Genomic DNA, 23,262 nt, shown 5'->3' on the forward strand with positions numbered 1-23,262 from the left:
GCGATTTACCTCACCTTTGTTTGCAAATATTTTTATTTATTGCGCCTGAATGCGACACCCCATGCGCTGCACCGCTCGCCGCCAGGCATTCCTTGGCGCTCTTCTTGAGTTTTTTGATCAGTCGCTCCTGGCGCAGCGCCTCGCCCTTGCTCGCACACTGCTCGGTGTATACCAGTGCAACGGCAGGGCTGGACAGAAAGAACCGCGCGCCCTTGCCGCTTTGGTGGCAAGCAAATCGGCGCACCGGGTCATTGCTGATGCCGCAATACAGCGAGCCATTGGCGGCACGCACCAGGTAGACGAACCAGGGTTTGGGTTCAGGAAGATCAGTCACAGGTCATTTCGGCTAACCAGAGGAGCATCCAGCTTATCAACGACCGGCCTGAAATGCCTTCAAGCCTTTAAGCGCCTGGGCACGCACGGCGTTTTTCAGCGCCGGCGACCAGCCCAGCAGCAAGCCCTTCAAGCCCAGGGCCTGGCGCGACCAACGCCACAGGTCGAAGTGGTCGTGATGCTCGCAGATCTTGCCATCACGAAACACAAAGCGGGCGCCGATATCGTTGACCACTGTGTTGCCGGTGGCGCTGAACAAATACGTGGCCACCCAATGCGCACTGCCGGTGGTTTCGTCACTGCGCACGTGGTCGAACGTGAGGGAAAAGTCTTTGGCCCGCGTGGTGAGCATGCGCCACATGTCCCCGGCGTCACGGCCGCGCAGCTCGCCGAACGCCGGGTCGCTGAACACCACGTCGTCGGTGTAGCAGTCGGCCATGGCTTCGGCGTCCAGGCGTTGAAACGCACTGTAGAAGGCGGTGATCAGGGCGTTATGGGCATCACTCATCAGGCAGGCTCCGCGATTACTGGTTTAGGACCTGCACAATAATCTGCAAGGTCGGGAAAGACCATGCTCATTGGTGCCCTGAATAGCTGACTCGCGCTGCCATCGCCCCTTTGCGCCATGACGGTAATTACATATAGACGATATCCACGGTGGCGCTGCCGTCCAGCGGCAAGTCTTCCGTCAACCGTATCGGCTTTCTCACGAAAGTTGCGATCACCAAATCGGTGGTCAGGTTTTGAATCGCGACCGGTAAATTGTCAGGCGAATCCGGCCCGGCAACCGCCCTCATCCAACCGGGCTGCCAGAAACCACCATACACGGGAAACCAGGTGGCCCCTCCCACCGACTCCACCACCGGTACGGCGGCGCCTTCAACTGTGGTGTTTTTCATCACGAGGCTGTAGGCCCCCGGCATCCAATTATCGGCAGTCGCGCCCAAGCCATAATATGACGTGGTGACATAGTCGTAAAACGCAGTCCCCTCGCGATTATCGGTGCTTTTGAGCGCTATCAGGGTGGCCGCATCACAGACGACAGTGAGTTGCAACGTCGCCTCTGGCAGCGGGTTCTTACGGTCATTAGGCAAATCCTGGATCGAGATCTTGCCATGGTCAACCACCCCACCGCCCGACAGCGAAGGCGTGCAGGCAGCGGGAGTAATGATGCCCTTGACGGCCAGGTCTACGCTGGACGCAGCAAACAGGTGGGTGGCACCACCCAACAGGAAGGTGGCAGTGATCAGGGAGAGGGAGTTTTCATCAGTTGTGGCTCGTTTTTATGTCGATCGCACGCAAAACACCTCGCGCATTGAACACGCGTAGTTATCTTGAAAGTTCGACTTATGTGTCGGACAGGGGGGTTATCATGCCGTCGGCATTATTGATGCCGAGTACATAAGTGCAGGTTAACCCGCGCCACTACGCGACTCTATGCAACTAATACGACTGTGCTGAACGTTTGCATTAACTGCGGTCGAGCCCGCGCAACTAAGTGCGCAGTTATGGAACCATCCCGCTTTCCCGGGCATACGCAAACAGGTCCACATCGGTGGAAATACACAAGCGGCTCATCGCGCTACTTTTCTGCTTACTGATCGTGGAAATACTGCGATTGACCTGTGCCGCGATCTCGCTGACGGTCATGCCGCTGGCCAGCATGCGCACCACCTCGCGCTCCTTGCCGGATAATTGCGGCTCCTGGGACTGATCGCCCGTGCCCGCCTCGACCATTTGCACCCGCAGCGACTCGCTGGCGAAGGTCTGGCCGGCACACACAGCCTTGATCGCCAGGGGCAATTCCTTGGCGGAAGCACTTTTGGCCACCACCGCCTTGGCCCCATGGGCGAAGGAAGCGCGCAAGGTGGCGACGCTGGCGAACATGGTCACCAAAATCACCGGCAACTGCGGATACTGGCGGTGCAACAGGCTCAACAAGCCGTAGCCATCGGCCTGCTGGCCGCCCGGCATGGCAAAGTCCGTGACGATCACATCGCACGGCGTGGTACTTAACAGGCAGAGCAGTTGATCGGGGCCATCGGCCTCAGCGACCACTTTGCATCGGCCGTGCGCCTCAATCACGACTTTCTGCCCGATACGAACAATGGGGTGATCGTCAGCAATAATTACTCGAAGCATAAATTCCCACGAATGATGGCAACTTGAATCCGCGCAAAATACCCCCGCAAGCGCTCATCAACAACCGCTAACAAACAGCCGCTTGCAGTCGCCCCCAATGTTCACTAGTTCACATTTTTTTGCCTACAGAACAACAGGAAAAAACCTACAACCAAAACTAGATCGTCGGATTGCAAACGCCTGAAGCAAATACCGTTCTTCAGACCTCGGTCAGGTACTCGAGATACACCAGCAACCGGGCCAGGAACAATTCCAATTGCACCTTGTGCGCCGCAACGCCCTGGGACCGGACCTGCTCGATCAACTTCACGGCACACGACTCAAGGCCGGTACCGCCCAGAAACACCAGGCTGCCGACCAAACGATGCAGGCGCTCAGCGGTCAGTGGCGCGTTCAACGTCGTGCAGGCGTGGCGCAATACACGATGGTCTTCCCACGCTTCCAGCAACAGGGTTTCCAACAACTGATCGACGATATCCCCACTGCCAAAGGTTGCGACCAGCGTGGCCCGGGTTGGCCAGCCGGCGCGCGGCGCGACAGTCTCCTGGGCCACGGAGCAGTCATCCACGCCCGGCAACCAACGCGCCAGCACTGCGTGCAATTGTTCCAGCGTCAGTGGCTTGATCAACCAGGCATCCATGCCGGCATCGTGGCAACGTTTGGGGCTGTCGTTTTGCAGGTTGGCGGTCAAGGCAATGATAGGCACGCGTCTCATCCCGGTGTCGCACTCGTGTTGGCGAATGGCGCGGGCCATGCTGTAGCCGTCCATAAAGGGCATCTGGCAATCGCTGATCACCAGGTCGAAGGGGCGACTGGTATAGGCCACCAGCCCGAGGTAGCCGTCGGCGGCCACCTCGTGTCCCAGCCCCAGTTTCTGCAATAACCCACCCAGCAACAGGCGATAGGCAGAATGGTCATCCACCACCAGCACGCGCAGGCGCCGCCAATGAAACGGAGGTGTGCCTGGCGGCTTCAGCAAGCGGCTCGCTCTTGTGGTTGAACCTACCAGCGAACCCATCAGTACCTCTATCGCGACTATTGATCCGGCAGCAATCCGCAGCACTGGTGCAATAGCCTGTGAGGCCTGTCATGCAGCAATGGTCGACGCATTCTTTTGAATGCTATCGGCCGCAAACAAATAACCTTTTGAGTTAATAAAAGCCCATACAACTACTACGAAAATCTCCCCTGAATCGTGGCCTTCGCGCCGTCCTGCCAATGTCGTATTAGTTGTATTTCCCCTGCGCATCCCCCTCGCTAAATTGTGCTCACCCCAAAGAGGGTCGGCTTGCCACTCCCCGGCAACAGCCAATAAACATCGAGACCGCTGCTTGGCCAACCACCCGCTCATATCGGGTCGGGCGTAGCCCTGCACGCGCCTCTATCTGCCAGTTTGCAATGGAACATTAAAATGAAGACCCCTGTATCCCTGTTGAGCAGTGCCCTGCTGCTCGCCATGACTTCCTCGGTATTGGCCGCCAGCAGCGTCGACCTGACCGTCAAAGGTTTGATCACGCCCAGCGCCTGCACCCCCAGCCTGCCGGGCGATGTCGACTTCGGGAAAATCGCCTCGAAAGATCTGAATGTCGACACCCGAACCTGGCTTGAGCGCCAGACCTTGCAACTGAGCGTGAACTGCGATGCCGCGACCCTGTTTGCCATTCACCCCGTCGACAATCGCGCAGGTTCTGCCGCTTATGCCTTCGCCTTTGGCCTGGGCTTGATCAACGACACCCAGAAACTCGGCGCCTTCAGCTTGGCGTTCAGCAACCCCGTCGCCGAAACGCCCTCCACGCTGGTAGCGATGTACAACGCCGAGGGTCGATGGACAGAACTCCTTCCGGACGACGGCATTGCGCCAAATGACCTGGTGGCGCTGGGCAGCCGTGGTGACTCCGGTTGGGCACCGCACCCGATCAAGGACGCAATCATGGACGTCACTGTCGTTGCCTCGATCGAGCCTGCAAGAAACCTGACATTGACCAGCGAAGTGGCAATCGACGGTTCCGCGACCTTCGAAGTCAGGTACCTGTAAATGGACACTTTTCACATGAAGACCAGCCTGTCCCTGCCAGGCGGCGCCCTGTTGCTCGCCATGACTTCATCCGCGTTTGCAGCCAGCAGCGTCGACCTGACCGTCAAAGGGTTGATCACCCCCAGCGCCTGCACACCCAGCATGCCGGGCGATATCGACTTCGGAAAAATCGCGGCAAGGGATCTGAACACCGACACACCCACCTGGCTGGAACCCAGGCGCATGACACTGAACGTGAACTGCGAGGCCGCGACGCTGTTTGCGCTCAAGTCCTTCGACAATCGCGGCGGCTCCGCAATGATCGCCAATGCCTTTGGCCTGGGTGTGATCAACCAGACAGAGAAGCTCGGTGCGTTTCAGTTGTCATTCGGCAACCCCGTCGCCCCGATCCCTTCGACCGTGCTGATCATGAATTCCGAAGGCTATTGGTGGGAGCTGGTCGAGAGCGACGGCATCGGCCCCGACAACTGGGTAGCCCTGGGCAGCCGCAACAGCGGCGACTGGGCTCCCCACCCACTGCAGGACATGAGCATGGACGTCACGCTGCGTGCCGCAATTGCACCTGCGAACGACCTGACACTGACCCAGGAAGTGCCTCTCGATGGCGCCGCGACCCTTGAAGTCATGTACCTGTAACCCCCCTTAACCCGCACCCATGCCCGAGGAGATCCACTGACCATGAAGGTTTTTGCCCCCAGCTTGATCGGCGCCTTGCTGCTCTGCCCGACAGCGTTCGCCGCCAGTAATACCGAGTTGCTCGTCCAAGGCATTATCACCCCCAGCGCCTGCGCGCCAATGGTCTCCGGCGGCGGCAACGTCGACTTCGGCAAGGTATCGGTCAAGGACCTCAATGCCGACAGCTACACCGATCTGCCACGGGAAATCATGCTGTTGAGCGTGCGCTGCGACGGGCCGACGTTCTTCACCCTCAACACCATCGACAACCGTGCAGGCACCACCGCCAACCACTTCAGCTGGCATGGCCTGGGCATGACGCCCAACGATGAAAAAGTCGGTGATGCCGGGCTTGGCCTCTACGTGCCGGTAGCCGACGGCGTGCCGGTGCGCACCATCACCTCCAGGGATGGCGGCGTGACCTGGATGCCCTCGGCAATGCTCAGCCACACCCTGCTGACAGCCGTTGCCAACAACGATGGCGTGATGCCGATTGCGATCGAGGAACTGGACGCCGAGATCCGCCTGATCACCCACATTGCACCCGCAAACGGCCTGACGCTGACCGACGAAGTGCCTATCGACGGCCACGCCACCGTACAAGTCAATTACCTCTAAGGAGCCGCACCGATGAACGTACGATTGGCCACTCTGGCCGCCAGTGTATTGCTGCTTAACTCGGCGAACACCTTCGCCGCTTCCAGCGTCGACCTGACGGTAAAGGGCCTGATTGTGCCCAGCGCCTGCACGCCCAGCCTGTCCGGTGGAGGCGTGATCGACCATGGCAAAATTTCCGCCAAAGACCTGAACTCAGACCGTATTACCGTGATTGGCAACAATTCGCTGAGCATGGCAGTCAATTGCGACGCCCCTATCCTGTTTGCCTTGCACTCGATCGATAACCGCGCGGGTTCGGGTCTCGCCACGGACTACGGCCTGGGTTTTATCAACGACACCCAAAAACTGGGCCGGTATTCGCTCACCCTGCGCAACCCGATCACGGGTGACGGCACAGTGGTGCAAACCATTGGCTCGTATGACCAGGAAAATTGGTACGCGGAAAAGTTCTGGGACCCAGGCATGTACATGTCCGTCGCCGCAATGGATGACGACACCCAACCCGTCCCCGTCCAGGACTTGAACGTTGATCTGGAGGTGCAGACCATCATCAATCGCGCCGATGGCCTGGACTTGAGCAACGAAGTGAACATCGACGGCTCCGCCACCCTTGAAGTGAAGTACCTCTAACCCATGGCCGCCCATCCCTTGAACACAGTCGGGCATGGGCTGCGCCTACCTGTGCCGGTACTGAACAGGCTCGCCTGTTGCCTCGCCGCCCTGCTGTGCCTGGCCGATGCCCACGCGGCTTCGACTGTCGACCTCACGGTGACCGGCCGGGTCACCCCGGACGCCTGCCTTATCGAGTTGACCAATGACGGCACCGTCGATTACGGCAAGATTCCGTCCCACAGCCTCAACGCCGACGAGTTCACCGTGCTGCCTGTCCAGGTGCTCGACCTGCGCGTGCAGTGCGCCAGGCCGATGCTGTTTGCGCTGGTGGGCATCGATAATCGCGCCGACTCCTCGTCGGCCCCCGATTACTTCTACGGGCTGGGCAGGAACATCCACGTCCCGGAGGAGCGTCTGGGTTCGGTGGCGCTGGCCTATCGCAACGCCGTGGGCGATGCACAGCCCATGCAGGTTATGGCTTCCATCGACAACGGCGAAACCTGGTCACAGGAGCCCAACGCCTACCCTCGCGTGTTTATGGCCTTTGCGCCAGTCGGGGACCGCCAACCGGACTTCATCGGCCAGTTGACCGTTCAGGTTCAAGTAAGCACCGCCATCAATTTTTCGCAGTACCTGACCCTGGACCAGGAAGTCCCGCTCGACGGCGCGATTGTCCTGGACCTGCGCTATCTCTGAACGATCCTCTTTTGGCCTAATGGAAACCCCGTCATGACGACGATATTCTCAAACACCGCTGTGGGCCTTGTCGCCCTGCTGCTGATCCTTGGCAATCAAGTCAAAGCCGATGGCATGGTGCCGGATACTTCGGTGGTCATCGTGCATGAAGCCGATGGCGAAGCGGCGGTGTCAGTGACCAACACTGACAGCCAACTCGCGCTGCTGCATGTCACCTTGCAGGACATTCCTGAAGACACCGAGCCACTGCTGGTGGTGACGCCGCCGCTGTCGCGGGTCGAGGCGTCCAAATCCCAGCTGGTGCGTTTCATCCTGCAGAACCAGCAGCCGCTACTCACCCAGCGGCTTAAACGCGCAGTGTTCGAAGGCATGCCCCAAGGCCGCGCGGCCACCGCCGCCGGGCATGCCCGTGTGGGCGTGACCGTGCGCCAGAACCTGCCGGTGATCGTGCATCCCAAGGGCCTGGCGCCCAACCGCACGCCGTGGACCGACCTGACCTGGACCCTGCGCGACGGCCAATTGCAGGTGCGTAATGACACGCCGTATGTGGTGCGCCTGGCGCAGGAACTGCTGCTGTTGCCGAGTAACCGCAAGGCGATGCTGCCGCGCACCTATGTGCTGCCGGGTGAGGCGTTGAGTATGCCGGCCGGCAATGACCAGGCCACCACGGTCAGGCTGCAGCCGGCCACGGTGTATGGATTTGCGGTCAAGGCCTACGACGCACCGATCACCCTCTGACTGAAAACCACAGGCGCCGTATACAGACCGCCGCCTGATAACGAAGTGACGGCTCATTGACCGTCACCGGAACGCCTGGGAGCACCGGGCCTGTGCGTTCACTATTTGAGTACCTTGCGTGAAAACAGTATTGAGCTACCGTGACGGCGAAGCCGTGTCTGACACCCCCGCCAACCCGGCCTTGTCGCTGGTGTTGTTGCTCTGTGCACTCGTGCCTGCCAAGGCCTGGGCCGAAGGCGCCAGCCCGTCCGGCTTCGACGCCCAAACCTTGCATCAGCGCGGCATCGACCCGCAATTGGCCAGCCTGCTGCTGGCGGCACCGCGCTTCGCCGCCGGGCGGCACACCGTCAACCTGCGGGTCAACGGCCAGCGGCGTGGCCGACAAGACCTGACCTTCGACCCACAAGGCAACCTGTGCTTCGACCGTGCGTTACTGGACGCCGCCAACCTGGTGGCCCCCAGTGACACGGTGGGCTGTGGGGATTTCCTCGCGCAGTACCCGCAAGCCCTGGTGGAGCCGGACCCGGCGACACTGACGGTGTCGCTGGTGGTGCCCACCGAAGCGATGCGCCCTGTGCAGCAGGATATTTCGGGCTACGAGACCGGCGGTTTTGCCGGGCTGCTCAACTACGACCTCAGCGGTTTTTACAACCGCTTCGGCGATGACGCCAGCCGCTTTGGCTCAGCCAATACCGAAGTCGGGTTCAACGCCGGCGACTGGATCGTGCGCAGCCGCCAGGTACAGACCTGGCAGGATGGGCTGTCGCGCAGCACTCACCTGGAAGCCTACGCGCAACGCACTTTCGCCAGCCACCAAGCGGTGCTGCAAGCCGGGCAGATCAACCTCTATAACCCGGTACTGTCCGGTGCGCAGATCACCGGCATACAAGTGCTCACCGAACATGCGCTGCAAGAACAAGGCGAAGGCGCGTTGATTCAAGGCATCGCCAACAGCCCGGCACAGGTGGAAGTGCGCCAGAACGGCGCGCTGATTCATTCCACCGTGGTGCCCGCCGGGCCCTTTACCCTGAACGATGTACGCCGCTTGAACACGCGCTCGGACGTCGAAGTCACGGTCAAGGAAAGTGTCGGTGGCGAACGGCGTTTCACGGTGCCGGCGGCGATGCTCGGCCTTGGATTACCGGCGCCGGGCTATTCCGTGGCTGCGGGCCGGGTGCGCAATGTGGGTGACGCCAAGGGCGATGATCCGTGGGTGGTGAGCGCCGGCTGGACCGGCGCCCTGCACCCGCAATTGACCCTGGGCACAGGCGTGCTGGCGGCCAGCGAATACCGCTCGGCGGGCGCCAGCCTGGGCTGGTTGCCGTGGCTGGACAGCCAGATCCAGCTGTCGACTCAGCTGTCCAATTCCCAGGGGTGGGAAAAGGTCTCGGGCGTGCAGACCGACCTGTCGTGGTCCCAGCGCCTGGGCGAAAAGTGGTCGATCAGCGCCGCCAACTCCTGGCGCAGTGTCGGCTATCGCGAACTGGAAGAAAGCACCTACGAACGCGACGACAGCCCTGGGCGCAACAGCGAGCGTCGCAACTCACGTTATCGCGACCAGCAAAGCCTCAACCTGGGCTGGTCGCACCCGCTGCTGGGCGCATTCAGCGCCGGGGTTTCGCGCTCGGCCAATTTCGCCGGCGACAGCAGCAGCCGCGCCTTGGCGTCATGGGGCACGAGCATCGGCGCGGTATCGTTGTCGGCCAGTGCCGAGTGGCAAATGGGCGGCAGCCAGCAACAGGACAACGCCGTCTATTTGAACGTCAGCGTGCCGCTGGGCGAAAGCCGAAGAATGCGCAGTTGGGTGCGTAACTCCGGCGGTGAAAACCGCACTGGCCTGGGCATTACCGAGCAGATCGACGATCAACTCAGCTATCGCGTCAGCGCCGAACACGACAGCAGCGATCATCAGGTAGAAACCACCCTGGGCGTCTCGGCATTGCCGCGCTATAGCCAGCTCGATTTCAGCTACAGCCGCTCCGATGCCGAGCGTTCCAGTTACCAGGGTGGCGCGCGCGGCGGTGTGGTGCTGCACAGCGACGGCATGACCTTTTCCCCCTACCCGGTGCGCGACACCTTCGCCCTGATATCGGTCGGCGACATGAGCGGCATCAAGCTCAGCACGCCCAGCGGCCCGGTGTGGACCGACTGGCAAGGCCAGGCCGTGGTGCCGCAAGTCGCCGCTTATGGCCGCAGCCCGGTGGAAGTGCAGACCCGTTCGCTGCCGCGCAATGCCGATATCAACAACGGCCTGGCAATGATCTCGGCCGGGCGCGGCGCCGTGGACCGGGTTGAGTTCGGCGTCGGTCTCACCCGCCGCATGCTGCTTACCGTCAGCAACGACCAGGGTGCGCCGCTGCCGGCGGGCGCCTCCGTCAGCACTGCCAGTGGTGAGTTCGTCACCTTGGTGCAGGACGGCAGCCAGGTGTTTCTACCCAATGTATTGGAGCAGCCAACGCTATGGATAACCACGCCGCAAGGCGGGCGTTGCGAGCTGCGCTACGAACTGCCGGCGAAGGTCGATCCGTCGGTGTACTTCGAAACTGCTCCCGCACGTTGCAACGTGCCTTGAGGATGTCCGCGATGCCCGTCACACCTTATCTGCGTCAACTGTGCCTGTGGCTGCTGCTCGGCGTCGCCGGTACTGCCCAGGCCCTGGAAGAATGCCAACTGAATGTCAGCGAAGCGCTGGTGGATTTCGGCCGGATGAGCCGTCTGGCGCAGAACGACAGCGCGCCGCAACGCCTGCTCGGCGAGCGGCGCCTGAGCGTGACCGTCAACTGCCCGCAAGCCGACGACCTCAGCCTGTTCTACCGCGCCCTGGCCGCCAACCCGCAGCGCCTGCAATTTACCGAGCACGGCAGTTACGCCATCGAAGCCGGCAACGCACTGCTCGACGGCCGCGCCGTAGAACTGGGTTTGCTGCCGGCCACCGGCCAGGCGCCCGTCGCCATTGGCAACGTGCTGGAGTGGCGTCCCGGCCATGGCATCGCGCCGGTCGAGCGCGGCGCGGTACTCACCGGCAACACGCTGTCGCTGCAACTGACCTTACGCGCCTGGGCCGACCTCGCCGCCACACAAGTGCGCGATGCCACCACCTGGGAAACCACCGCAATGGTGTACGGGGCACAGCATGGGCGCTACCGGGAACTGACACTGCGTGCGCACTTTGCGCCGATCGCCTGCCTGCCCTCGCTGTCGGACCACGGCGTGGTGGACTACGGCACCCTGTATGCCAAGGACTTGAGTGCCACCAACGAATCGCCGCTGCCCACCCGCACCCTGCGCCTGAGCGTGACCTGCGACGCGCCGATCCCCTTCGCCCTGCGCATGAAAGACAACCGCGACGGTTCGGCCACCGGCGGCACCGATGAAACCGCCTATGGCCTGGACCTGGACGCCAGTCGCAACAAGATCGGACGTTTTTACCTGACCATCGACCCGGCGGAGTTCAGCGCCGATAGCTTCCCCACGCTGTACCGCACCGATTCCACCAGCAATGGCGTGGCGTGGAGCAGTTCCACCGCACGGCAAATCCCCATGGCCGCCAACAGCATCCTCGGTTTTACCGACAAGACCGGTGTCACCACCGGCCCGGTCGCCATCCAGACCCTGACCGGCACCCTGCGCATCAAGACTTACCTGGCGCCCATGCAAAGCCTGGATCTGCGCGAGGTGGTGCAAATCAACGGTTCCGGCACCCTTGAAATCGTTTATCCCTAACCCGTCACTGCAAGGAGTCCGCCCCATGAAAACCCACGTGCTTTACAGCTTGCTGTTACTGGCCTGCGCCCCCCCGCTGCTGGCTGCCTCGGCAGTGGACTTGAGCGTCAAAGGCCTGATCACGCCCGCCGCCTGTTTGCCGCAGTTCCCCGGCGGCGCCTTGATCGACTACGGCAAGATCGCTCAGCAAGACTTGAACCTGGAGACCGCCACGCGCCTGCCCGTCCAGACCCTGCGCATCGGCATCGCCTGCAACGGCCCCACCCGCTATGCCCTGCGCATGCGTGACAACCGCGACGGCTCGGCCATGGTCAACAGTGAGATTTACTACGGGCTAGGGTTTGATATCAGCGGCAACCGCCTGGGGGTGTACTCCATGACCTTCGACCCGCGCCAGACCCAAGCCAGCAACACCGCGCAGATCTTCGGCACCGAGTCCACCACCGGCGGCCTGGCGTGGCGCACGTCCAACCTCAACCCTATCGACATCGGCTCGCGAAGCTACCTGGGCTTTACCGAGGTCGAGGGCAGCGTCAGCGGGCCCACGGCCATCGGCACCCTGGTGGGCGCCGTCACGGTGCAAACCGTGATCAACGCCCGGCAGAACCTCGACTTGAGTGTGGAAACCCCACTCGATGGTTCGGCCACGCTGGAGGTGGTGTACCTCTAGAGTTTCTCGCTGGTCACTTGGACGTAGCGCGCACGTCCGGCGCCAAGGCCCGCGACAATCGCGCCCAGGCCAATCACGGCGAAAATCCAGCCAATAGCCGTCCAGCCGCCGGTCCAGTCATGCACGAGGCCAACCGCAAAGGGCCCCATCGACGCCAGGGTGTAACCAATGCCCTGGGCCATGCTCGACAGGTTCGCAGCCACATGGGAATCGCGCGAGCGCAGCACGATCAAGGTCAGCGCCAGGCTGAAGGTGCCGCCCTGCCCAAGGCCGAGCAGAATCGCCCAGCCCCACAAACCGTCCAGCGGCGCATACAGGCAACCGAACAGGCCGCCGAGGGTCAGCAGCATCACCACCACAATCGCCAGGCGCTGGTCCTTGCCGCGGGTGGCCAGCCACGGTGCGGCCAGGGAACTGAGCAGTTGCACGATGATCGAGCCTGAGAGCGCCAGGCCCGCTTCGGTGGCACTCAGGCCGCGCCCAATCAGGATCGACGGCAACCAGCCGAACACGATATAGGCCAGGGACGATTGCAGCCCCATGTACAAAGTCACCTGCCAGGCCAGCGGGTCACGCAGCAAGCCCTTGACCCGATAAGCCACCTGATGGGCGCCGTGCTTTTGCCTCACTTGCGGCAACCAGAACAGGGCCGCCAGCAACGCCGGAACAACCCAGAACCCCAGGCCGATGGCCCAACTGTCGGCGAAGTGCTGACTCAGAGGCACCGTGGCCCCGGCTGCCAACGCGGCGCCCAGACACAACGCCATGGTGTAGACGCCGGTCATGGCGCCCGCCTGCCTGGCAAAATCACGCTTGACGATACCCGGCAGCAATACGCCGATAATGCCGATGCTCGCGCCAGCGATCAGGCTGCCCGCGAACAAACCCACTTCACCGAACGCACTGCGCAAAATGATGCCGCAGGCCAGGGTGATCAGAATCCCCAGCACCACGCGCTCGGCGCCAAAACGTCGGGCCAGGATCGGCGCAGTCGGCGCGAACAGCCCCAGGCACAACACCGGCAAGGTGGTCAGCAACCCGGCCTTGGCCGCCGATAACCCCAGGCTGCTGGAGACTTCAGCCAGCAACGGCGACATGCTCGACAGCGCCGGCCGCAGGTTCAACGCCACCAGCACCAGCCCCAGCAGCAACAGCCACGGGCGAGCCACCTGCGCAGAGGCCTGCTGGACGGCTTCGTCATCGGCTTCGGCGTCTATCAGCAGTTCTTCGAGTTCAGTCGTACGTTTGGCTTCAAGGTTCATTGATCAACTGCCGGCAGAGGGATTTGGCGCGTTCGGGGTCTTGGTTTTCTACCGCGTCGAGCAAGGCGATATGCAGGTCGAATACCGCCTGGCGACGGGGTGAGATGTTCAGGGTCTGACGCAACTGGGCGCCGACGATGCTGGAAAAATACTGATACAGCTCGCTCAACGCCGGGTTGCGCGCGGCATCCACCAGGCGCTTGTGAAACACCAGGTCAGCGCTGATATAGGCTTCCAGATCACCGTGGTACAGCTCGCCGCTGCGCTCAAGGGCTTCACGCAGCCCTTTGAGGTCGTCCTCGGTACGGCGCAATGCCGCCAGGCCGATGGCCTCCACTTCGAGAATCTGCCGCGTCTCCTGCGCCTGCGCCAGTGTGCAGTGGGACAGCGCACGCATTGTGCCCAACGGGTCGGTCATCGAGCGCAGGTAACTGCCGTCACCCTGGCGGATTTCGATCAGCCCCGAGAACGCCAGGACGCGCATGGCCTCACGCACGGTATTACGGCTGATGCCCAGTTCGGCGGACAACTCCGGCTCGGTGGGCAGGCGTTCACCGATAGCCCATTTGCCCTCGGTAATACGCCAACGCAGTTGCTCCAACGCTTGATCGACCAAAGAGCGTTTGATCAGGGGGGCGATGTCTGTCATGGATTATTCGCTTTCGTCCAATCATAGGATGAATTTTCCTACAGCCTATTCGGACTTGCCTACAAAGGCAACGCACTAGGGTTCCTAAGCAGCAAATGGAGCAGTATTTTCGATTGGTAATATTACCCATATAGGGTAATTATTGGACTCAGGTGTCTTATGGAAAAGTACACACCTCACTACGATCTGACGGTGATCAAGGCGGATGTCAGGCGACTGGGTGCAAAAGCATTCACCCGTGCAGCCAAGGAGGCGGGAAAGCAACTCGACCTCGACATCAGCGAGATGCAGGCGATCGTTTTCAAACTACAAAACAGGATGTTGTACAAGTCGATGACCACCTATGCCGATCACCGCGTCTGGCAGGACGTCTACCACATCCATTCACACGGTCTGGAGATTTACATCAAGGTCACTTACTGCTCCGGCAGTAACCCACCGGTGATCTCCTTCAAAGGGATGAACCTATGAACACCCAACACTGCTTCATATGCGGTGCCCCGGACGCCATGGTGCGTTTTGAGGGCCGCAGTGAAACCCTGCGCATCAAAGGCCTGGAACAGCGCATTGAAGATCTATCGGGCTGGGAGTGCCAACTGTGCGAAGACGGCATGTATGACCCCGACAGCAGCGAACGCCATGCCAAGGCAAGTGATGACCTGCTGCACGCCGCCCGACGGATGATGGGCGTCGAACTCAAGCGTATCCGTCGCAAACTGCACCTGACGCAAAAAGAAACCGTGCAGTTGCTGTCCGGTGGCGGGCACAACGCATTCTCACGCTACGAACGCGGCGAAATAACGCCGCCCAAACCGTTGATGGTGTTGATGCGCCTGCTGGACCGTTACCCGCATTTGCTCGCCGACGCCAAAGAGCTGGCCGAAGGCGCAGACCTGCGCAACGCCTTCACCTGCACTCCCCATAACCAGACACAGGAAGCTCTCAAAGCCTCTTGAACAGGCAAAAATAAACCCGGCACCAGGCCGGGTTTATGGGTTCAAGCTTCGATCAATGCAGAATCTGGCTCAAGAACAACTTGGTCCGGTCATTCTGCGGGTTATCGAAGAAGTCATTCGGCGCCGCCTGTTCAACGATCTCGCCCTTGTCCATGAAGATCACGCGGTTGGCCACGGTGCGCGCAAAGCCCATTTCGTGGGTGACGCACAACATGGTCATGCCGTCTTCGGCCAGGCCGATCATGGTGTCCAGAACCTCTTTGACCATTTCCGGGTCGAGTGCCGAGGTCGGCTCATCGAACAGCATGATTTTCGGTTTCATGCACAGGGCACGGGCGATGGCCACACGCTGTTGCTGGCCGCCGGACAGCTGCCCCGGAAACTTGTGCGCCTGCTCCGGAATGCGTACACGCTCCAGGTAATGCATGGCAATTTCTTCGGCCTTGCGCTTGGGCATCTTGCGCACCCACATCGGCGCCAGCGTGCAGTTCTGCAGGATGGTCAGGTGCGGGAACAGGTTGAAGTGCTGGAACACCATGCCGACTTCACGGCGGATCGCTTCGATCTGCTTGAGGTCATTGGTCAGTTCCACGCCATCGACCACGATGCGGCCCTGCTGGTGCTCTTCCAGGCGGTTGAGGCAGCGGATGGTGGTGGACTTGCCCGAACCCGACGGGCCGCACAGCACGATACGCTCGCCCTGCTTGACGTTGAGGTTGATGTCTTTCAACACGTGGAACTGGCCGTACCACTTGTTGACGCCCTGCATCTGGATAATGCCTTCAGGGCTCACAGGCTGTTTGATCGCTTCGCTCATAACAACAACTCCTAACGCTTGTGGCCTGTGTCGAGCTTGTGTTCCAAATGAATGGAATAGCGCGACATACCAAAACAGAAAATCCAGAACACCAGGGCGGCGAACACGTAGCCTTCAGTGGCCATGCCCAACCATTTAGGGTCGGCGGCGGCTTGCTTGACGCTGTTGAGCAGGTCGAACAGGCCGATGATGATCACAAGGCTGGTGTCCTTGAACAACGCGATAAACGTGTTGACGATGCCGGGGATTACCATCTTCAGGGCTTGCGGCAGAATCACCAGGCCCATGCTGCGCCAGTAACCCAGGCCCATCGCCGCGGCCGCTTCGTACTGACCTTTGGGAATCGCCTGCAGGCCACCGCGCACCACCTCGGCCACGTAGGCCGACTGGAACAGGATCACGCCGATCAATGCACGCAGCAGCTTGTCGATGCCCATGCCTTCGGGCAGGAACAGCGGCAGCATCACCGAGGACATGAACAGCACGGTGATCAACGGCACGCCGCGCCAGAACTCGATGAAGGTCACGCAGACCACCCGAATCGCCGGCATGTTCGAGCGTCGCCCCAGTGCCAACACAATGCCCAGCGGCAAGGCGCCGGCGATGCCGACAGTGGCGATCACCAGGGTCAGCATCAAGCCGCCCCATTGGCTGGTGGGCACGTTGGTCAGGCCCAGAACCCCACCGTGCAGCAGGCAGTAGGCGATGATCGGGTACAGCACCAGGAAACCCAGGCCATACACAGCCTTGCGTTGAAACCGCGAGATGAACAACGGCGCCACGCCCACGATAGCCAGCCACACGGTGAGGTCCACGCGCCAGCGCAGGTCGCCGGGGTAGTAGCCATACATGAACTGCCCGAAGCGCTGTTGGATAAACACCCAGCAGGCGCCCTCTTTGGTGCAATCGGCGCGCGTGGTCCCGACCCAGTTGGCATCCAGGATGGCCCAGTGCAGGATGGGCGGCACGATCAGGTAAATCAGGTAGAACGCCAGCAGTGTCAGCAAGGTGTTGAGCCAGCTGGAAAACAGGTTGGCGCGCATCCAGGCCATCGGTCCGAAGACTTTGTTCGGCGGCGGCATATCGGGTTTGAAAGTATGCGAACTCATGTGCGTTTCCTCACCGCTCGATCAGCGCAATGCGCTTGTTGTACCAGTTCATCAGCAGGGAAATGCTGATGCTGATCGCCAGGTACACGCTCATGGTGATGGCAATGACTTCGATGGCCTGGCCGGTCTGGTTGAGCACCGTGCCGGCAAACAGCGAAACCATTTCCGGGTAACCGATACCGGCGGCCAACGACGAGTTTTTCGCCAGGTTCAGGTATTGGCTGGTCAGCGGTGGAATGATCACCCGCAGGGCTTGCGGAATGATGACCTTGCGCAGCGTCGGCCCAGGGCGAAGGCCCAGGGAACGTGCAGCTTCGGTCTGGCCATGGCTGACGGACTTGATGCCCGAACGCACGATCTCGGCAATAAACGCCGCCGTGTACACGGTAAGCGCCAGGGTCAGCGCCAGCAGTTCAGGGATCAGTACCCAGCCGCCGACAAAGTTGAAGCCCTGCAACTTGGGCATTTCCCAGTGCAGCGGCGCGCCGAAGACCAAGGCACACAAAGCCGGAATCACAATAAACAGCGCCAGGCCCGCCCAGAACTTATGGAACGGTACGCCGGTGGCCTCAAAGCGTTTGTTGGCCCACCGCGCCATCAGCACGATCGCCACAATGGCAACCACCACACTGGCCACAAACGGCCAGAACCCATCGGCAGCCAGCGCCGCCGGCATGTTCAGGCCACGGCTGCTGACAAAAAAGGTGTCACCGAAGTTATGGCTGTTGCGCGGCCCCGGCATGGTCAGGAATACCGCGAAGTACCAGAACAGGATTTGCAGCAACGGCGGGATGTTGCGGAACACTTCCACATACACCGTCGCCAGCTTGTTGATCATCCAGTTGGGTGACAAGCGCGCCACGCCGATGATGAAACCCAGGATAGTCGCCAGGACCACACCGATCACAGTCACCAGCAAGGTGTTAAGCAGCCCGATTACAAAAACGCGGGCATAGCTGTCCGATTCGGTGTAGTCGATCAGATGCTGAGCGATGCCGAAGCCGGCACTGCGCTCAAGAAAGTCGAAACCCGAGGTAATGCCCCGGTGTTGCAGGTTGGTCTGCGTATTGTTGAAGAGGTACCAGCCCAGCGCGACGACCGCCACAATGGTGATGATCTGGAAGAGCCACGCACGCACTTTAGGGTCGCTGAAGCTGAGCTTCTGCTTGGGTGCGCCGATTTGATTTTGCATGAAGTGCCCCGGAAAGAATGGAACAGAACATCACCCGGTGGTTGGCCCACCGGGTGATAGAACCATCAGCGATCAGCGCACAGGGGGTGCGTATTGAATGCCACCGTTGGTCCACAGTGCGTTCAGGCCACGGTCGATTTCCAGCGGGGTGCTCTTGCCCAGGTTGCGCTCGAACACTTCACCGTAGTTACCGACTTGCTTGACGATCTGTACAACCCAATCCTTTTTCACTTTCAGGTCTTTGCCGTATTCGCCGTCAGCACCGAGCAGACGAGCAACGTCCGGGTTCTTGGTGGACTTGGCTTCAGCTTCAACGTTTTTCGAGGTGATGCCGGCTTCTTCAGCGTTGAGCATGGCGTAGCCAACCCAGCGCACGATGGCCAGCCACTCGTCGTCGCCGTTACGCACGACCGGGCCCAGTGGCTCTTTGGAGATAGTTTCCGGCAGAACCACGTAGTCTTTCGGCGAAGCCAGTTTGCTGCGCTGTGCGTAGAGCTGGGATTTGTCCGAGGTCAGCACGTCGCAACGACCGGATTCCAGCGACTTGGCGCTTTCATCGGAGGTGTCGAAGGTGATCGGCGTGTACTTGAGGTTGTTGGCGCGGAAGTAGTCGGAAACGTTCAGCTCGGTGGTGGTACCGGCCTGGATGCAGATGGTTGCACCGTCCAGTTCCTTGGCGCTTTTAACGCCCAGCTTGTTGTTCACCAGGAAGCCAACACCGTCGTAGTAGGTGATGAAGCCTGGGAATTTCAGGCCCATGCCCGCATCGCGCGAACTGGTCATGGTGGTGTTGCGCGACAGTACGTCGACTTCGCCGGACTGCAGCGCGGTGAAACGCTCCTTGGCGTTCAACTGGCTGAATTTGACCTTGGTTGCGTCACCGAACACGGCAGCGGCCACAGCGCGGCACACGTCAGCGTCAATCCCGAGGATCTTGCCGCTGGCATCCGGCACCGAGAAACCCGGCAAGCCGTCACTCACGCCGCATTGCACAAAGCCTTTCTTCTGCACGGCGTCCAGGGTGGCGCCAGCTTGGGCAAAACCACTGACACCCAGTACAGCAGCCGCGGAAACGATGGCCAGGGTGGATTTCAATACCTTCATTCAAACCTCCAGTTGCTCTTGTTGTGTCGGAGCTCGAACCTCAGCGCACCCTTATGAGGCGATATCGACCCGTGTTGGCTTTTTTTGGGGTCAAGCGGCATGAGGTTTTCGCGGTAATTCCAGTTGCTATCCCACAAGCGGCAGTCACTGATAGTGTTACCGTCCCAAGATAGTTCTGACATCGACCTACACATAGCAAGGCGCGTACCAGAGTGGTGGCTGAGTCGTTTCAGCCCATGGTCAATAGAAAAACATTCAACGTTGCGACATTCTCTTAACAGATCAACCCGTCGCGCACCGTTCCGACGCACCCAATCGGAGCGCACGCACATATATGGAGCAGACATGACCGAACCCTTGATTCTTCAGCCCGCCAAGCCCGCAGACGCCTGCGTTATCTGGTTGCATGGCCTGGGTGCCGATCGCTACGACTTTTTGCCGGTGGCCGAAGCGTTGCAGGAAAACCTGCTGAGCACGCGCTTTGTTTTGCCCCAGGCACCGACACGCCCGGTCACTATAAATGGCGGTTACGAGATGCCGAGTTGGTACGACATCAAGGCCATGAGCCCGGCCCGATCGATCAGCCTGGAAGAGTTGGAAGCATCTTCCAAAATGGTCACCGACTTGATCGAAGCGCAGAAGAGAACCGGAATAGACGCTTCGCGAATTTTCCTCGCGGGTTTCTCCCAGGGCGGCGCCGTGGTTTTCCACACCGCCTTCCTTAGCTGGCAGGGACCGTTGGGTGGCGTAATCGCCCTCTCGACTTATGCACCGACCTTCGGCAATGAGCTGGAGTTGTCCGCCAGCCAGCAGCGTATTCCAACGCTGTGCCTGCACGGCCAATACGACGATGTGGTGCAGAACGCCATGGGCCGCAGCGCCTACGAGCATTTAAACAGCCGTGGTGTCACCGTGACATGGCAGGAATACCCAATGGGTCACGAAGTGTTACCCGAAGAGATACGCGATATCGGTGCCTGGTTGACCGCCCGCCTGGGCTGAACACCCGCCTTTATGTAGCTGTATGACAGACGCACTACGCCGCGCCCGTTTCTTGCATTACACTGGCCGGCGTACATTCCTTAACCAATTAATGAGATCACCGTGCTCAAAGCACTTAAGAAGATGTTCGGCAAAAGCGAGGCTGAGCCGCTCGCGCCAGTTCCCAGTGCTCCCGTGCCCTCCTCCGGCAGCCGCCATGACGGCCAACAGCCCGGCCGGACCGCACCTGCCGCACAGCCGCAGAAGCCAAAGGTGACCGCGCCCGAACAGGCCCAACCTGTCGAGGCAGCCCCCGCGCCGGCGCCGAAAGCGCCGCGTCGTGAACGTGCACCGAAGCCGCCCGTGGCCCCGTGGAAACTCGAGGACTTCGTGGTCGAGCCCCAGGAAGGCAAGACCCGCTTCCATGACTTCAAACTGGCCCCGGAACTGATGCACGCCATCCAGGACCTGGGCTTCCCGTACTGCACGCCGATCCAGGCGCAGGTGCTGGGTTTCACCCTCGCCGGCAAAGACGCCATCGGCCGCGCGCAGACCGGCACCGGCAAGACCGCCGCGTTCCTGATTTCGATCATTACCCAGCTGCTGCAAACGCCGCCGCCCAAAGAACGCTACATGGGTGAGCCGCGCGCACTGATCATCGCCCCGACCCGCGAGCTGGTGGTGCAGATCGCCAAGGACGCCGCCGACCTGACCAAGTACACCGGCCTCAACGTCATGACGTTCGTAGGCGGCATGGACTTCGACAAGCAGCTCAAGCACCTCGAAGCCCGTCACTGCGACATCCTGGTGGCCACGCCAGGCCGCTTGCTCGACTTCAACCAGCGCGGCGACGTGCATTTGGACATGGTTGAAGTGATGGTACTGGACGAAGCCGACCGCATGCTCGACATGGGCTTCATCCCACAAGTGCGCCAGATCATTCGCCAGACCCCGCCGAAAAACGAGCGCCAGACCCTGCTGTTCTCCGCGACTTTCACCGAAGACGTGATGAACCTCGCCAAGCAGTGGACCACCGACCCGTCCATCGTCGAAATCGAAGCGCTGAACGTTGCCAGCGAAAACGTTGAGCAACACATCTATGCCGTGGCCGGGGCCGACAAGTACAAGCTGCTTTACAACCTGGTCAATGACAACGGTTGGGAGCGCGTGATGGTGTTCGCCAACCGCAAGGACGAAGTGCGCCGCATCGAAGAACGCCTGGTGCGTGATGGCGTCAACGCCGCGCAACTGTCTGGCGATGTGCCGCAGCACAAGCGTATCAAGACCCTGGAAGGTTTCCGCGAAGGCAAGATCCGCGTGCTGGTGGCCACCGACGTGGCCGGCCGCGGCATTCACATCGACGGCATCAGCCACGTGATCAACTTCACCCTGCCGGAAGTGCCGGACGACTACGTGCACCGCATTGGCCGTACGGGCCGTGCCGGGGCGGCGGGTGTGTCGATCAGCTTTGCCGGCGAGGATGATTCGTACCAGCTGCCGTCGATCGAAACGTTGCTGGGTCGCAAGATCAGCTGCGAGACGCCGCCGACGCATTTGCTGCGGGCTGTAGAGCGCAAACGCCCTTAATAGCTGAAATGCAGTTTGAAATGTGGGAGCTGGCTTGTGTGGGAGCCAGCTCCCACACAAGCCCGCTCCCACATTTGGGTCTCCATACACCTTTAGTCAGATGCTCACTTCCAGCGATCCGCCGCCGCGTGATCACTGCCTCGCCCTTCCACCCAACGTGGCCCCTCGGGCGTGTTCTCTTTCTTCCAGAACGGCGCCCGCGTCTTCAAGTAATCCATCACGAACGCACAGGCATCAAACGCCGCCTGGCGATGCGCGCTGGCTGCCGCCACAAACACAATCGGCTCGCCCGGCTCCAGCGCGCCAATGCGGTGCAGCACTTCGAGTTTGAGCAACGGCCAGCGCTGCTCGGCTTCCACGCTGATCTTGGCCAGGGCTTTTTCGGTCATGCCGGGGTAGTGCTCAAGGAACATCCCGGACACATCGCGACCGTCATTGAAGTCGCGTACATAACCGACAAAACTCACCACCGCGCCCACGCCGACATTGGCGGCGTGCATGGCGTTGACCTCTGCGCCGGGGTCAAATGCCTCGGCCTGTACGCGAATGGCCATGCTCAGCCTCCGGTCACGGGCGGGAAAAACGCCACTTCATCACCGGCCTGCACCGGCTCGTCGAGGTCGCACAGTTCCTCGTTACGCGCGCACATCAAGCGGCTTTCATTGAGTACTGCAAATTCCGGATCACCGGCCAACGCCAGGCGCACCGCATCGACGGTTGCGAACTCGCCTTCCATCTCCAGTGAATCGAAGCCTGTGGCTTCGGCATAGCGCGCAAAAAACAATACGTTGATGCTCATGCCTGGTCCGCCTTGAAATGCCCGCTTTTGCCGCCAAGCTTTTCCAGCAGGCGAATACTTTCGATGGTCATACCACGGTCCACAGCCTTGCACATGTCGTAGATCGTCAGCGCCGCAACACTGGCGGCGGTCAGCGCTTCCATCTCCACGCCGGTCTGGCCGCTGAGTTTGCAGCGCGCGAGGATATGCACGGCGTCCACACCGTCGGCGCGCAGTTCAACCTTGACGCCGGTCAGCATCAGCGGATGGCACAACGGGATCAGGTCACTGGTTTTTTTCGCCGCCTGGATCCCGGCGATGCGGGCCACGGCAAACACGTCGCCCTTGGGGTGGGCGCCGTCGACAATCATTTTCAGGGTGTCGGGCAGCATGCGCACCCGCGCTTCGGCCACGGCTTCACGGAACGTCACGGCTTTGTCAGTGACGTCGACCATGTGGGCGCGACCTTGGGAATCGAGATGAGTCAGCACAGGGATACTCCTGATCAGGAGCGGCAATTGTAAACCTGTGAGTCAATTTTGCGCAGGGCTGTTTATCCTTGAAGAAGAACATCTGTGGCGAGGG

Annotated in this window: 27 protein-coding genes; 13 read left to right on the forward strand and 14 right to left on the reverse strand. The window is 60.8% G+C overall.

Annotation, left to right across the window (positions count from 1 at the left end; translation table 11 throughout):
* Positions 1 to 10: 10 nt before the first annotated feature.
* The 5 genes from QF043_RS23465 to QF043_RS23485 form a co-directional block, all read right to left on the reverse strand.
* Positions 11 to 334 (reverse strand): GIY-YIG nuclease family protein, encoded by a 324-nt coding sequence (locus QF043_RS23465; RefSeq protein ID WP_307420358.1) that lies wholly within the window; start codon positions 332 to 334, stop codon positions 11 to 13.
* 36 nt (positions 335 to 370) lie between these two features.
* Positions 371 to 841: a nuclear transport factor 2 family protein gene (locus QF043_RS23470; RefSeq protein ID WP_307420359.1), complete on the reverse strand. Its 471-nt coding sequence runs from the start codon at positions 839 to 841 to the stop codon at positions 371 to 373.
* Positions 842 to 968: 127 nt separating this feature from the next.
* The gene (locus QF043_RS23475) at positions 969 to 1,562 is read right to left on the reverse strand and encodes a DUF1120 domain-containing protein (RefSeq protein ID WP_307420360.1); all 594 of its coding nucleotides are present in this window, start codon (positions 1,560 to 1,562) and stop codon (positions 969 to 971) included.
* A gap of 277 nt (positions 1,563 to 1,839) precedes the next feature.
* The gene (locus tag QF043_RS23480) at positions 1,840 to 2,475 is read right to left on the reverse strand and encodes a response regulator transcription factor (protein ID WP_307420361.1); all 636 of its coding nucleotides are present in this window, start codon (positions 2,473 to 2,475) and stop codon (positions 1,840 to 1,842) included.
* 199 nt (positions 2,476 to 2,674) lie between these two features.
* Positions 2,675 to 3,493, reverse strand: a complete 819-nt coding sequence (locus tag QF043_RS23485) for a response regulator (protein WP_307420362.1) — start codon at positions 3,491 to 3,493, stop codon at positions 2,675 to 2,677.
* Positions 3,494 to 3,886: 393 nt separating this feature from the next.
* On the opposite strand from QF043_RS23485, the gene QF043_RS23490 reads away from it, so the two are divergent.
* The 9 genes from QF043_RS23490 (at position 3,887) to QF043_RS23530 (ending at position 12,242) form a co-directional block, all read left to right on the forward strand.
* Positions 3,887 to 4,510, forward strand: a complete 624-nt coding sequence (locus QF043_RS23490; protein ID WP_307420364.1) for a DUF1120 domain-containing protein — start codon at positions 3,887 to 3,889, stop codon at positions 4,508 to 4,510.
* Entirely contained in the window at positions 4,511 to 5,146 is a 636-nt protein-coding gene (locus tag QF043_RS23495; RefSeq protein ID WP_307420366.1) for a DUF1120 domain-containing protein, read from the forward strand. It abuts the gene before it with no gap.
* A gap of 42 nt (positions 5,147 to 5,188) precedes the next feature.
* Positions 5,189 to 5,803, forward strand: a complete 615-nt coding sequence (locus tag QF043_RS23500) for a DUF1120 domain-containing protein (protein ID WP_307420368.1) — start codon at positions 5,189 to 5,191, stop codon at positions 5,801 to 5,803.
* A gap of 12 nt (positions 5,804 to 5,815) precedes the next feature.
* On the forward strand, positions 5,816 to 6,433 hold the full coding sequence (locus tag QF043_RS23505) for a DUF1120 domain-containing protein (protein ID WP_307420369.1): 618 nt from the start codon (positions 5,816 to 5,818) through the stop codon (positions 6,431 to 6,433).
* Positions 6,434 to 6,436: 3 nt separating this feature from the next.
* Positions 6,437 to 7,111: a DUF1120 domain-containing protein gene (locus QF043_RS23510; RefSeq protein WP_307420370.1), complete on the forward strand. Its 675-nt coding sequence runs from the start codon at positions 6,437 to 6,439 to the stop codon at positions 7,109 to 7,111.
* Positions 7,112 to 7,144: 33 nt separating this feature from the next.
* Positions 7,145 to 7,849, forward strand: coding sequence for a fimbria/pilus chaperone family protein (locus QF043_RS23515; RefSeq protein WP_307420371.1), 705 nt, complete (start codon positions 7,145 to 7,147; stop codon positions 7,847 to 7,849).
* A 118-nt stretch (positions 7,850 to 7,967) separates the two neighbouring features.
* Positions 7,968 to 10,421: a fimbria/pilus outer membrane usher protein gene (locus tag QF043_RS23520; RefSeq protein ID WP_307420372.1), complete on the forward strand. Its 2,454-nt coding sequence runs from the start codon at positions 7,968 to 7,970 to the stop codon at positions 10,419 to 10,421.
* 11 nt (positions 10,422 to 10,432) lie between these two features.
* Positions 10,433 to 11,572 carry a DUF1120 domain-containing protein gene (locus QF043_RS23525; RefSeq protein ID WP_307420373.1) on the forward strand — a complete coding sequence of 380 codons (1,140 nt, stop codon included), beginning with the start codon at positions 10,433 to 10,435 and terminating at the stop codon, positions 11,570 to 11,572.
* 25 nt (positions 11,573 to 11,597) lie between these two features.
* Positions 11,598 to 12,242, forward strand: a complete 645-nt coding sequence (locus QF043_RS23530) for a DUF1120 domain-containing protein (RefSeq protein ID WP_307420374.1) — start codon at positions 11,598 to 11,600, stop codon at positions 12,240 to 12,242.
* On the opposite strand, the gene QF043_RS23535 is transcribed toward QF043_RS23530, so the two are convergent.
* On the reverse strand, positions 12,239 to 13,504 hold the full coding sequence (locus QF043_RS23535) for a CynX/NimT family MFS transporter (RefSeq protein WP_307420375.1): 1,266 nt from the start codon (positions 13,502 to 13,504) through the stop codon (positions 12,239 to 12,241). The genes QF043_RS23530 and QF043_RS23535 overlap by 4 nt on opposite strands.
* The gene (locus QF043_RS23540; RefSeq protein ID WP_056858933.1) at positions 13,494 to 14,153 is read right to left on the reverse strand and encodes a FadR/GntR family transcriptional regulator; all 660 of its coding nucleotides are present in this window, start codon (positions 14,151 to 14,153) and stop codon (positions 13,494 to 13,496) included. The genes QF043_RS23535 and QF043_RS23540 overlap by 11 nt, the downstream gene beginning before the upstream one ends.
* Positions 14,154 to 14,312: 159 nt before the next feature.
* Here QF043_RS23540 and QF043_RS23545 point away from each other — a divergent pair, with 159 nt between their 5' ends.
* Entirely contained in the window at positions 14,313 to 14,624 is a 312-nt protein-coding gene (locus QF043_RS23545) for a type II toxin-antitoxin system MqsR family toxin (protein ID WP_307420376.1), read from the forward strand.
* On the forward strand, positions 14,621 to 15,109 hold the full coding sequence (locus tag QF043_RS23550; protein WP_307420378.1) for a type II toxin-antitoxin system MqsA family antitoxin: 489 nt from the start codon (positions 14,621 to 14,623) through the stop codon (positions 15,107 to 15,109). Before QF043_RS23545 ends, QF043_RS23550 begins: the two co-directional genes overlap by 4 nt.
* A 52-nt stretch (positions 15,110 to 15,161) precedes the next feature.
* Here QF043_RS23550 and QF043_RS23555 read toward each other — a convergent pair whose 3' ends face one another.
* The 4 genes from QF043_RS23555 to QF043_RS23570 all read right to left on the reverse strand — a co-directional run bounded on the left by QF043_RS23555 (position 15,162) and on the right by QF043_RS23570 (position 19,331).
* On the reverse strand, positions 15,162 to 15,926 hold the full coding sequence (locus QF043_RS23555; protein ID WP_003171943.1) for an amino acid ABC transporter ATP-binding protein: 765 nt from the start codon (positions 15,924 to 15,926) through the stop codon (positions 15,162 to 15,164).
* Positions 15,927 to 15,937: 11 nt separating this feature from the next.
* A complete protein-coding gene (locus QF043_RS23560; protein ID WP_305457905.1) occupies positions 15,938 to 17,035 on the reverse strand; it encodes an amino acid ABC transporter permease in 1,098 nt (365 codons plus the stop codon).
* Between the two features lie 10 nt (positions 17,036 to 17,045).
* Positions 17,046 to 18,227 carry an amino acid ABC transporter permease gene (locus QF043_RS23565; protein WP_065912585.1) on the reverse strand — a complete coding sequence of 394 codons (1,182 nt, stop codon included), beginning with the start codon at positions 18,225 to 18,227 and terminating at the stop codon, positions 17,046 to 17,048.
* A gap of 72 nt (positions 18,228 to 18,299) precedes the next feature.
* Positions 18,300 to 19,331 carry an amino acid ABC transporter substrate-binding protein gene (locus QF043_RS23570; RefSeq protein ID WP_056858938.1) on the reverse strand — a complete coding sequence of 344 codons (1,032 nt, stop codon included), beginning with the start codon at positions 19,329 to 19,331 and terminating at the stop codon, positions 18,300 to 18,302.
* Positions 19,332 to 19,676: 345 nt separating this feature from the next.
* Between QF043_RS23570 and QF043_RS23575 the strand changes: the two genes are divergently transcribed.
* Both QF043_RS23575 and rhlB read left to right on the forward strand, forming a co-directional pair.
* On the forward strand, positions 19,677 to 20,333 hold the full coding sequence (locus QF043_RS23575; RefSeq protein WP_307420379.1) for an alpha/beta hydrolase: 657 nt from the start codon (positions 19,677 to 19,679) through the stop codon (positions 20,331 to 20,333).
* A 96-nt stretch (positions 20,334 to 20,429) separates the two neighbouring features.
* A complete protein-coding gene (gene rhlB / locus QF043_RS23580; RefSeq protein WP_307421494.1) occupies positions 20,430 to 21,899 on the forward strand; it encodes an ATP-dependent RNA helicase RhlB in 1,470 nt (489 codons plus the stop codon).
* Positions 21,900 to 22,003: 104 nt separating this feature from the next.
* On the opposite strand, the gene moaE is transcribed toward rhlB, so the two are convergent.
* Genes moaE through moaC form a run of 3 tightly spaced genes read right to left on the reverse strand, consistent with a single transcriptional unit; the run spans position 22,004 to position 23,168 of the window.
* Complete coding sequence (gene moaE / locus QF043_RS23585) at positions 22,004 to 22,453, reverse strand: molybdopterin synthase catalytic subunit MoaE (protein WP_307420380.1); 450 nt, start codon at positions 22,451 to 22,453, stop codon at positions 22,004 to 22,006.
* Positions 22,454 to 22,455: 2 nt separating this feature from the next.
* Positions 22,456 to 22,698: a molybdopterin converting factor subunit 1 gene (gene moaD, locus QF043_RS23590; RefSeq protein ID WP_307420382.1), complete on the reverse strand. Its 243-nt coding sequence runs from the start codon at positions 22,696 to 22,698 to the stop codon at positions 22,456 to 22,458.
* The gene (gene moaC / locus QF043_RS23595) at positions 22,695 to 23,168 is read right to left on the reverse strand and encodes a cyclic pyranopterin monophosphate synthase MoaC (RefSeq protein WP_056858942.1); all 474 of its coding nucleotides are present in this window, start codon (positions 23,166 to 23,168) and stop codon (positions 22,695 to 22,697) included. The genes moaD and moaC overlap by 4 nt, the downstream gene beginning before the upstream one ends.
* Between the last annotated feature and the right edge of the window lie 94 nt (positions 23,169 to 23,262).

The organism is Pseudomonas sp. W3I7, from assembly GCF_030816095.1.
GTDB classification, from domain to species: Bacteria; Pseudomonadota; Gammaproteobacteria; order Pseudomonadales; family Pseudomonadaceae; genus Aquipseudomonas; species Aquipseudomonas salomonii.

Coding starts and splice junctions, on each gene's coding strand:
- QF043_RS23470 (WP_307420359.1), bottom strand. CDS start 841: ATGAGTGATGCCCATAACGCCCTGATCACCGCCTTCTACAGTGCGTTT.
- QF043_RS23480 (WP_307420361.1), bottom strand. CDS start 2,475: ATGCTTCGAGTAATTATTGCTGACGATCACCCCATTGTTCGTATCGGG.
- QF043_RS23485 (WP_307420362.1), bottom strand. CDS start 3,493: ATGGGTTCGCTGGTAGGTTCAACCACAAGAGCGAGCCGCTTGCTGAAG.
- QF043_RS23490 (WP_307420364.1), top strand. CDS start 3,887: ATGAAGACCCCTGTATCCCTGTTGAGCAGTGCCCTGCTGCTCGCCATG.
- QF043_RS23495 (WP_307420366.1), top strand. CDS start 4,511: ATGGACACTTTTCACATGAAGACCAGCCTGTCCCTGCCAGGCGGCGCC.
- QF043_RS23500 (WP_307420368.1), top strand. CDS start 5,189: ATGAAGGTTTTTGCCCCCAGCTTGATCGGCGCCTTGCTGCTCTGCCCG.
- QF043_RS23505 (WP_307420369.1), top strand. CDS start 5,816: ATGAACGTACGATTGGCCACTCTGGCCGCCAGTGTATTGCTGCTTAAC.
- QF043_RS23510 (WP_307420370.1), top strand. CDS start 6,437: ATGGCCGCCCATCCCTTGAACACAGTCGGGCATGGGCTGCGCCTACCT.
- QF043_RS23515 (WP_307420371.1), top strand. CDS start 7,145: ATGACGACGATATTCTCAAACACCGCTGTGGGCCTTGTCGCCCTGCTG.
- QF043_RS23525 (WP_307420373.1), top strand. CDS start 10,433: ATGCCCGTCACACCTTATCTGCGTCAACTGTGCCTGTGGCTGCTGCTC.
- QF043_RS23530 (WP_307420374.1), top strand. CDS start 11,598: ATGAAAACCCACGTGCTTTACAGCTTGCTGTTACTGGCCTGCGCCCCC.
- QF043_RS23535 (WP_307420375.1), bottom strand. CDS start 13,504: ATGAACCTTGAAGCCAAACGTACGACTGAACTCGAAGAACTGCTGATA.
- QF043_RS23540 (WP_056858933.1), bottom strand. CDS start 14,153: ATGACAGACATCGCCCCCCTGATCAAACGCTCTTTGGTCGATCAAGCG.
- QF043_RS23545 (WP_307420376.1), top strand. CDS start 14,313: ATGGAAAAGTACACACCTCACTACGATCTGACGGTGATCAAGGCGGAT.
- QF043_RS23550 (WP_307420378.1), top strand. CDS start 14,621: ATGAACACCCAACACTGCTTCATATGCGGTGCCCCGGACGCCATGGTG.
- QF043_RS23555 (WP_003171943.1), bottom strand. CDS start 15,926: ATGAGCGAAGCGATCAAACAGCCTGTGAGCCCTGAAGGCATTATCCAG.
- QF043_RS23560 (WP_305457905.1), bottom strand. CDS start 17,035: ATGAGTTCGCATACTTTCAAACCCGATATGCCGCCGCCGAACAAAGTC.
- QF043_RS23565 (WP_065912585.1), bottom strand. CDS start 18,227: ATGCAAAATCAAATCGGCGCACCCAAGCAGAAGCTCAGCTTCAGCGAC.
- QF043_RS23570 (WP_056858938.1), bottom strand. CDS start 19,331: ATGAAGGTATTGAAATCCACCCTGGCCATCGTTTCCGCGGCTGCTGTA.
- QF043_RS23575 (WP_307420379.1), top strand. CDS start 19,677: ATGACCGAACCCTTGATTCTTCAGCCCGCCAAGCCCGCAGACGCCTGC.
- moaE (WP_307420380.1), bottom strand. CDS start 22,453: ATGGCCATTCGCGTACAGGCCGAGGCATTTGACCCCGGCGCAGAGGTC.
- moaD (WP_307420382.1), bottom strand. CDS start 22,698: ATGAGCATCAACGTATTGTTTTTTGCGCGCTATGCCGAAGCCACAGGC.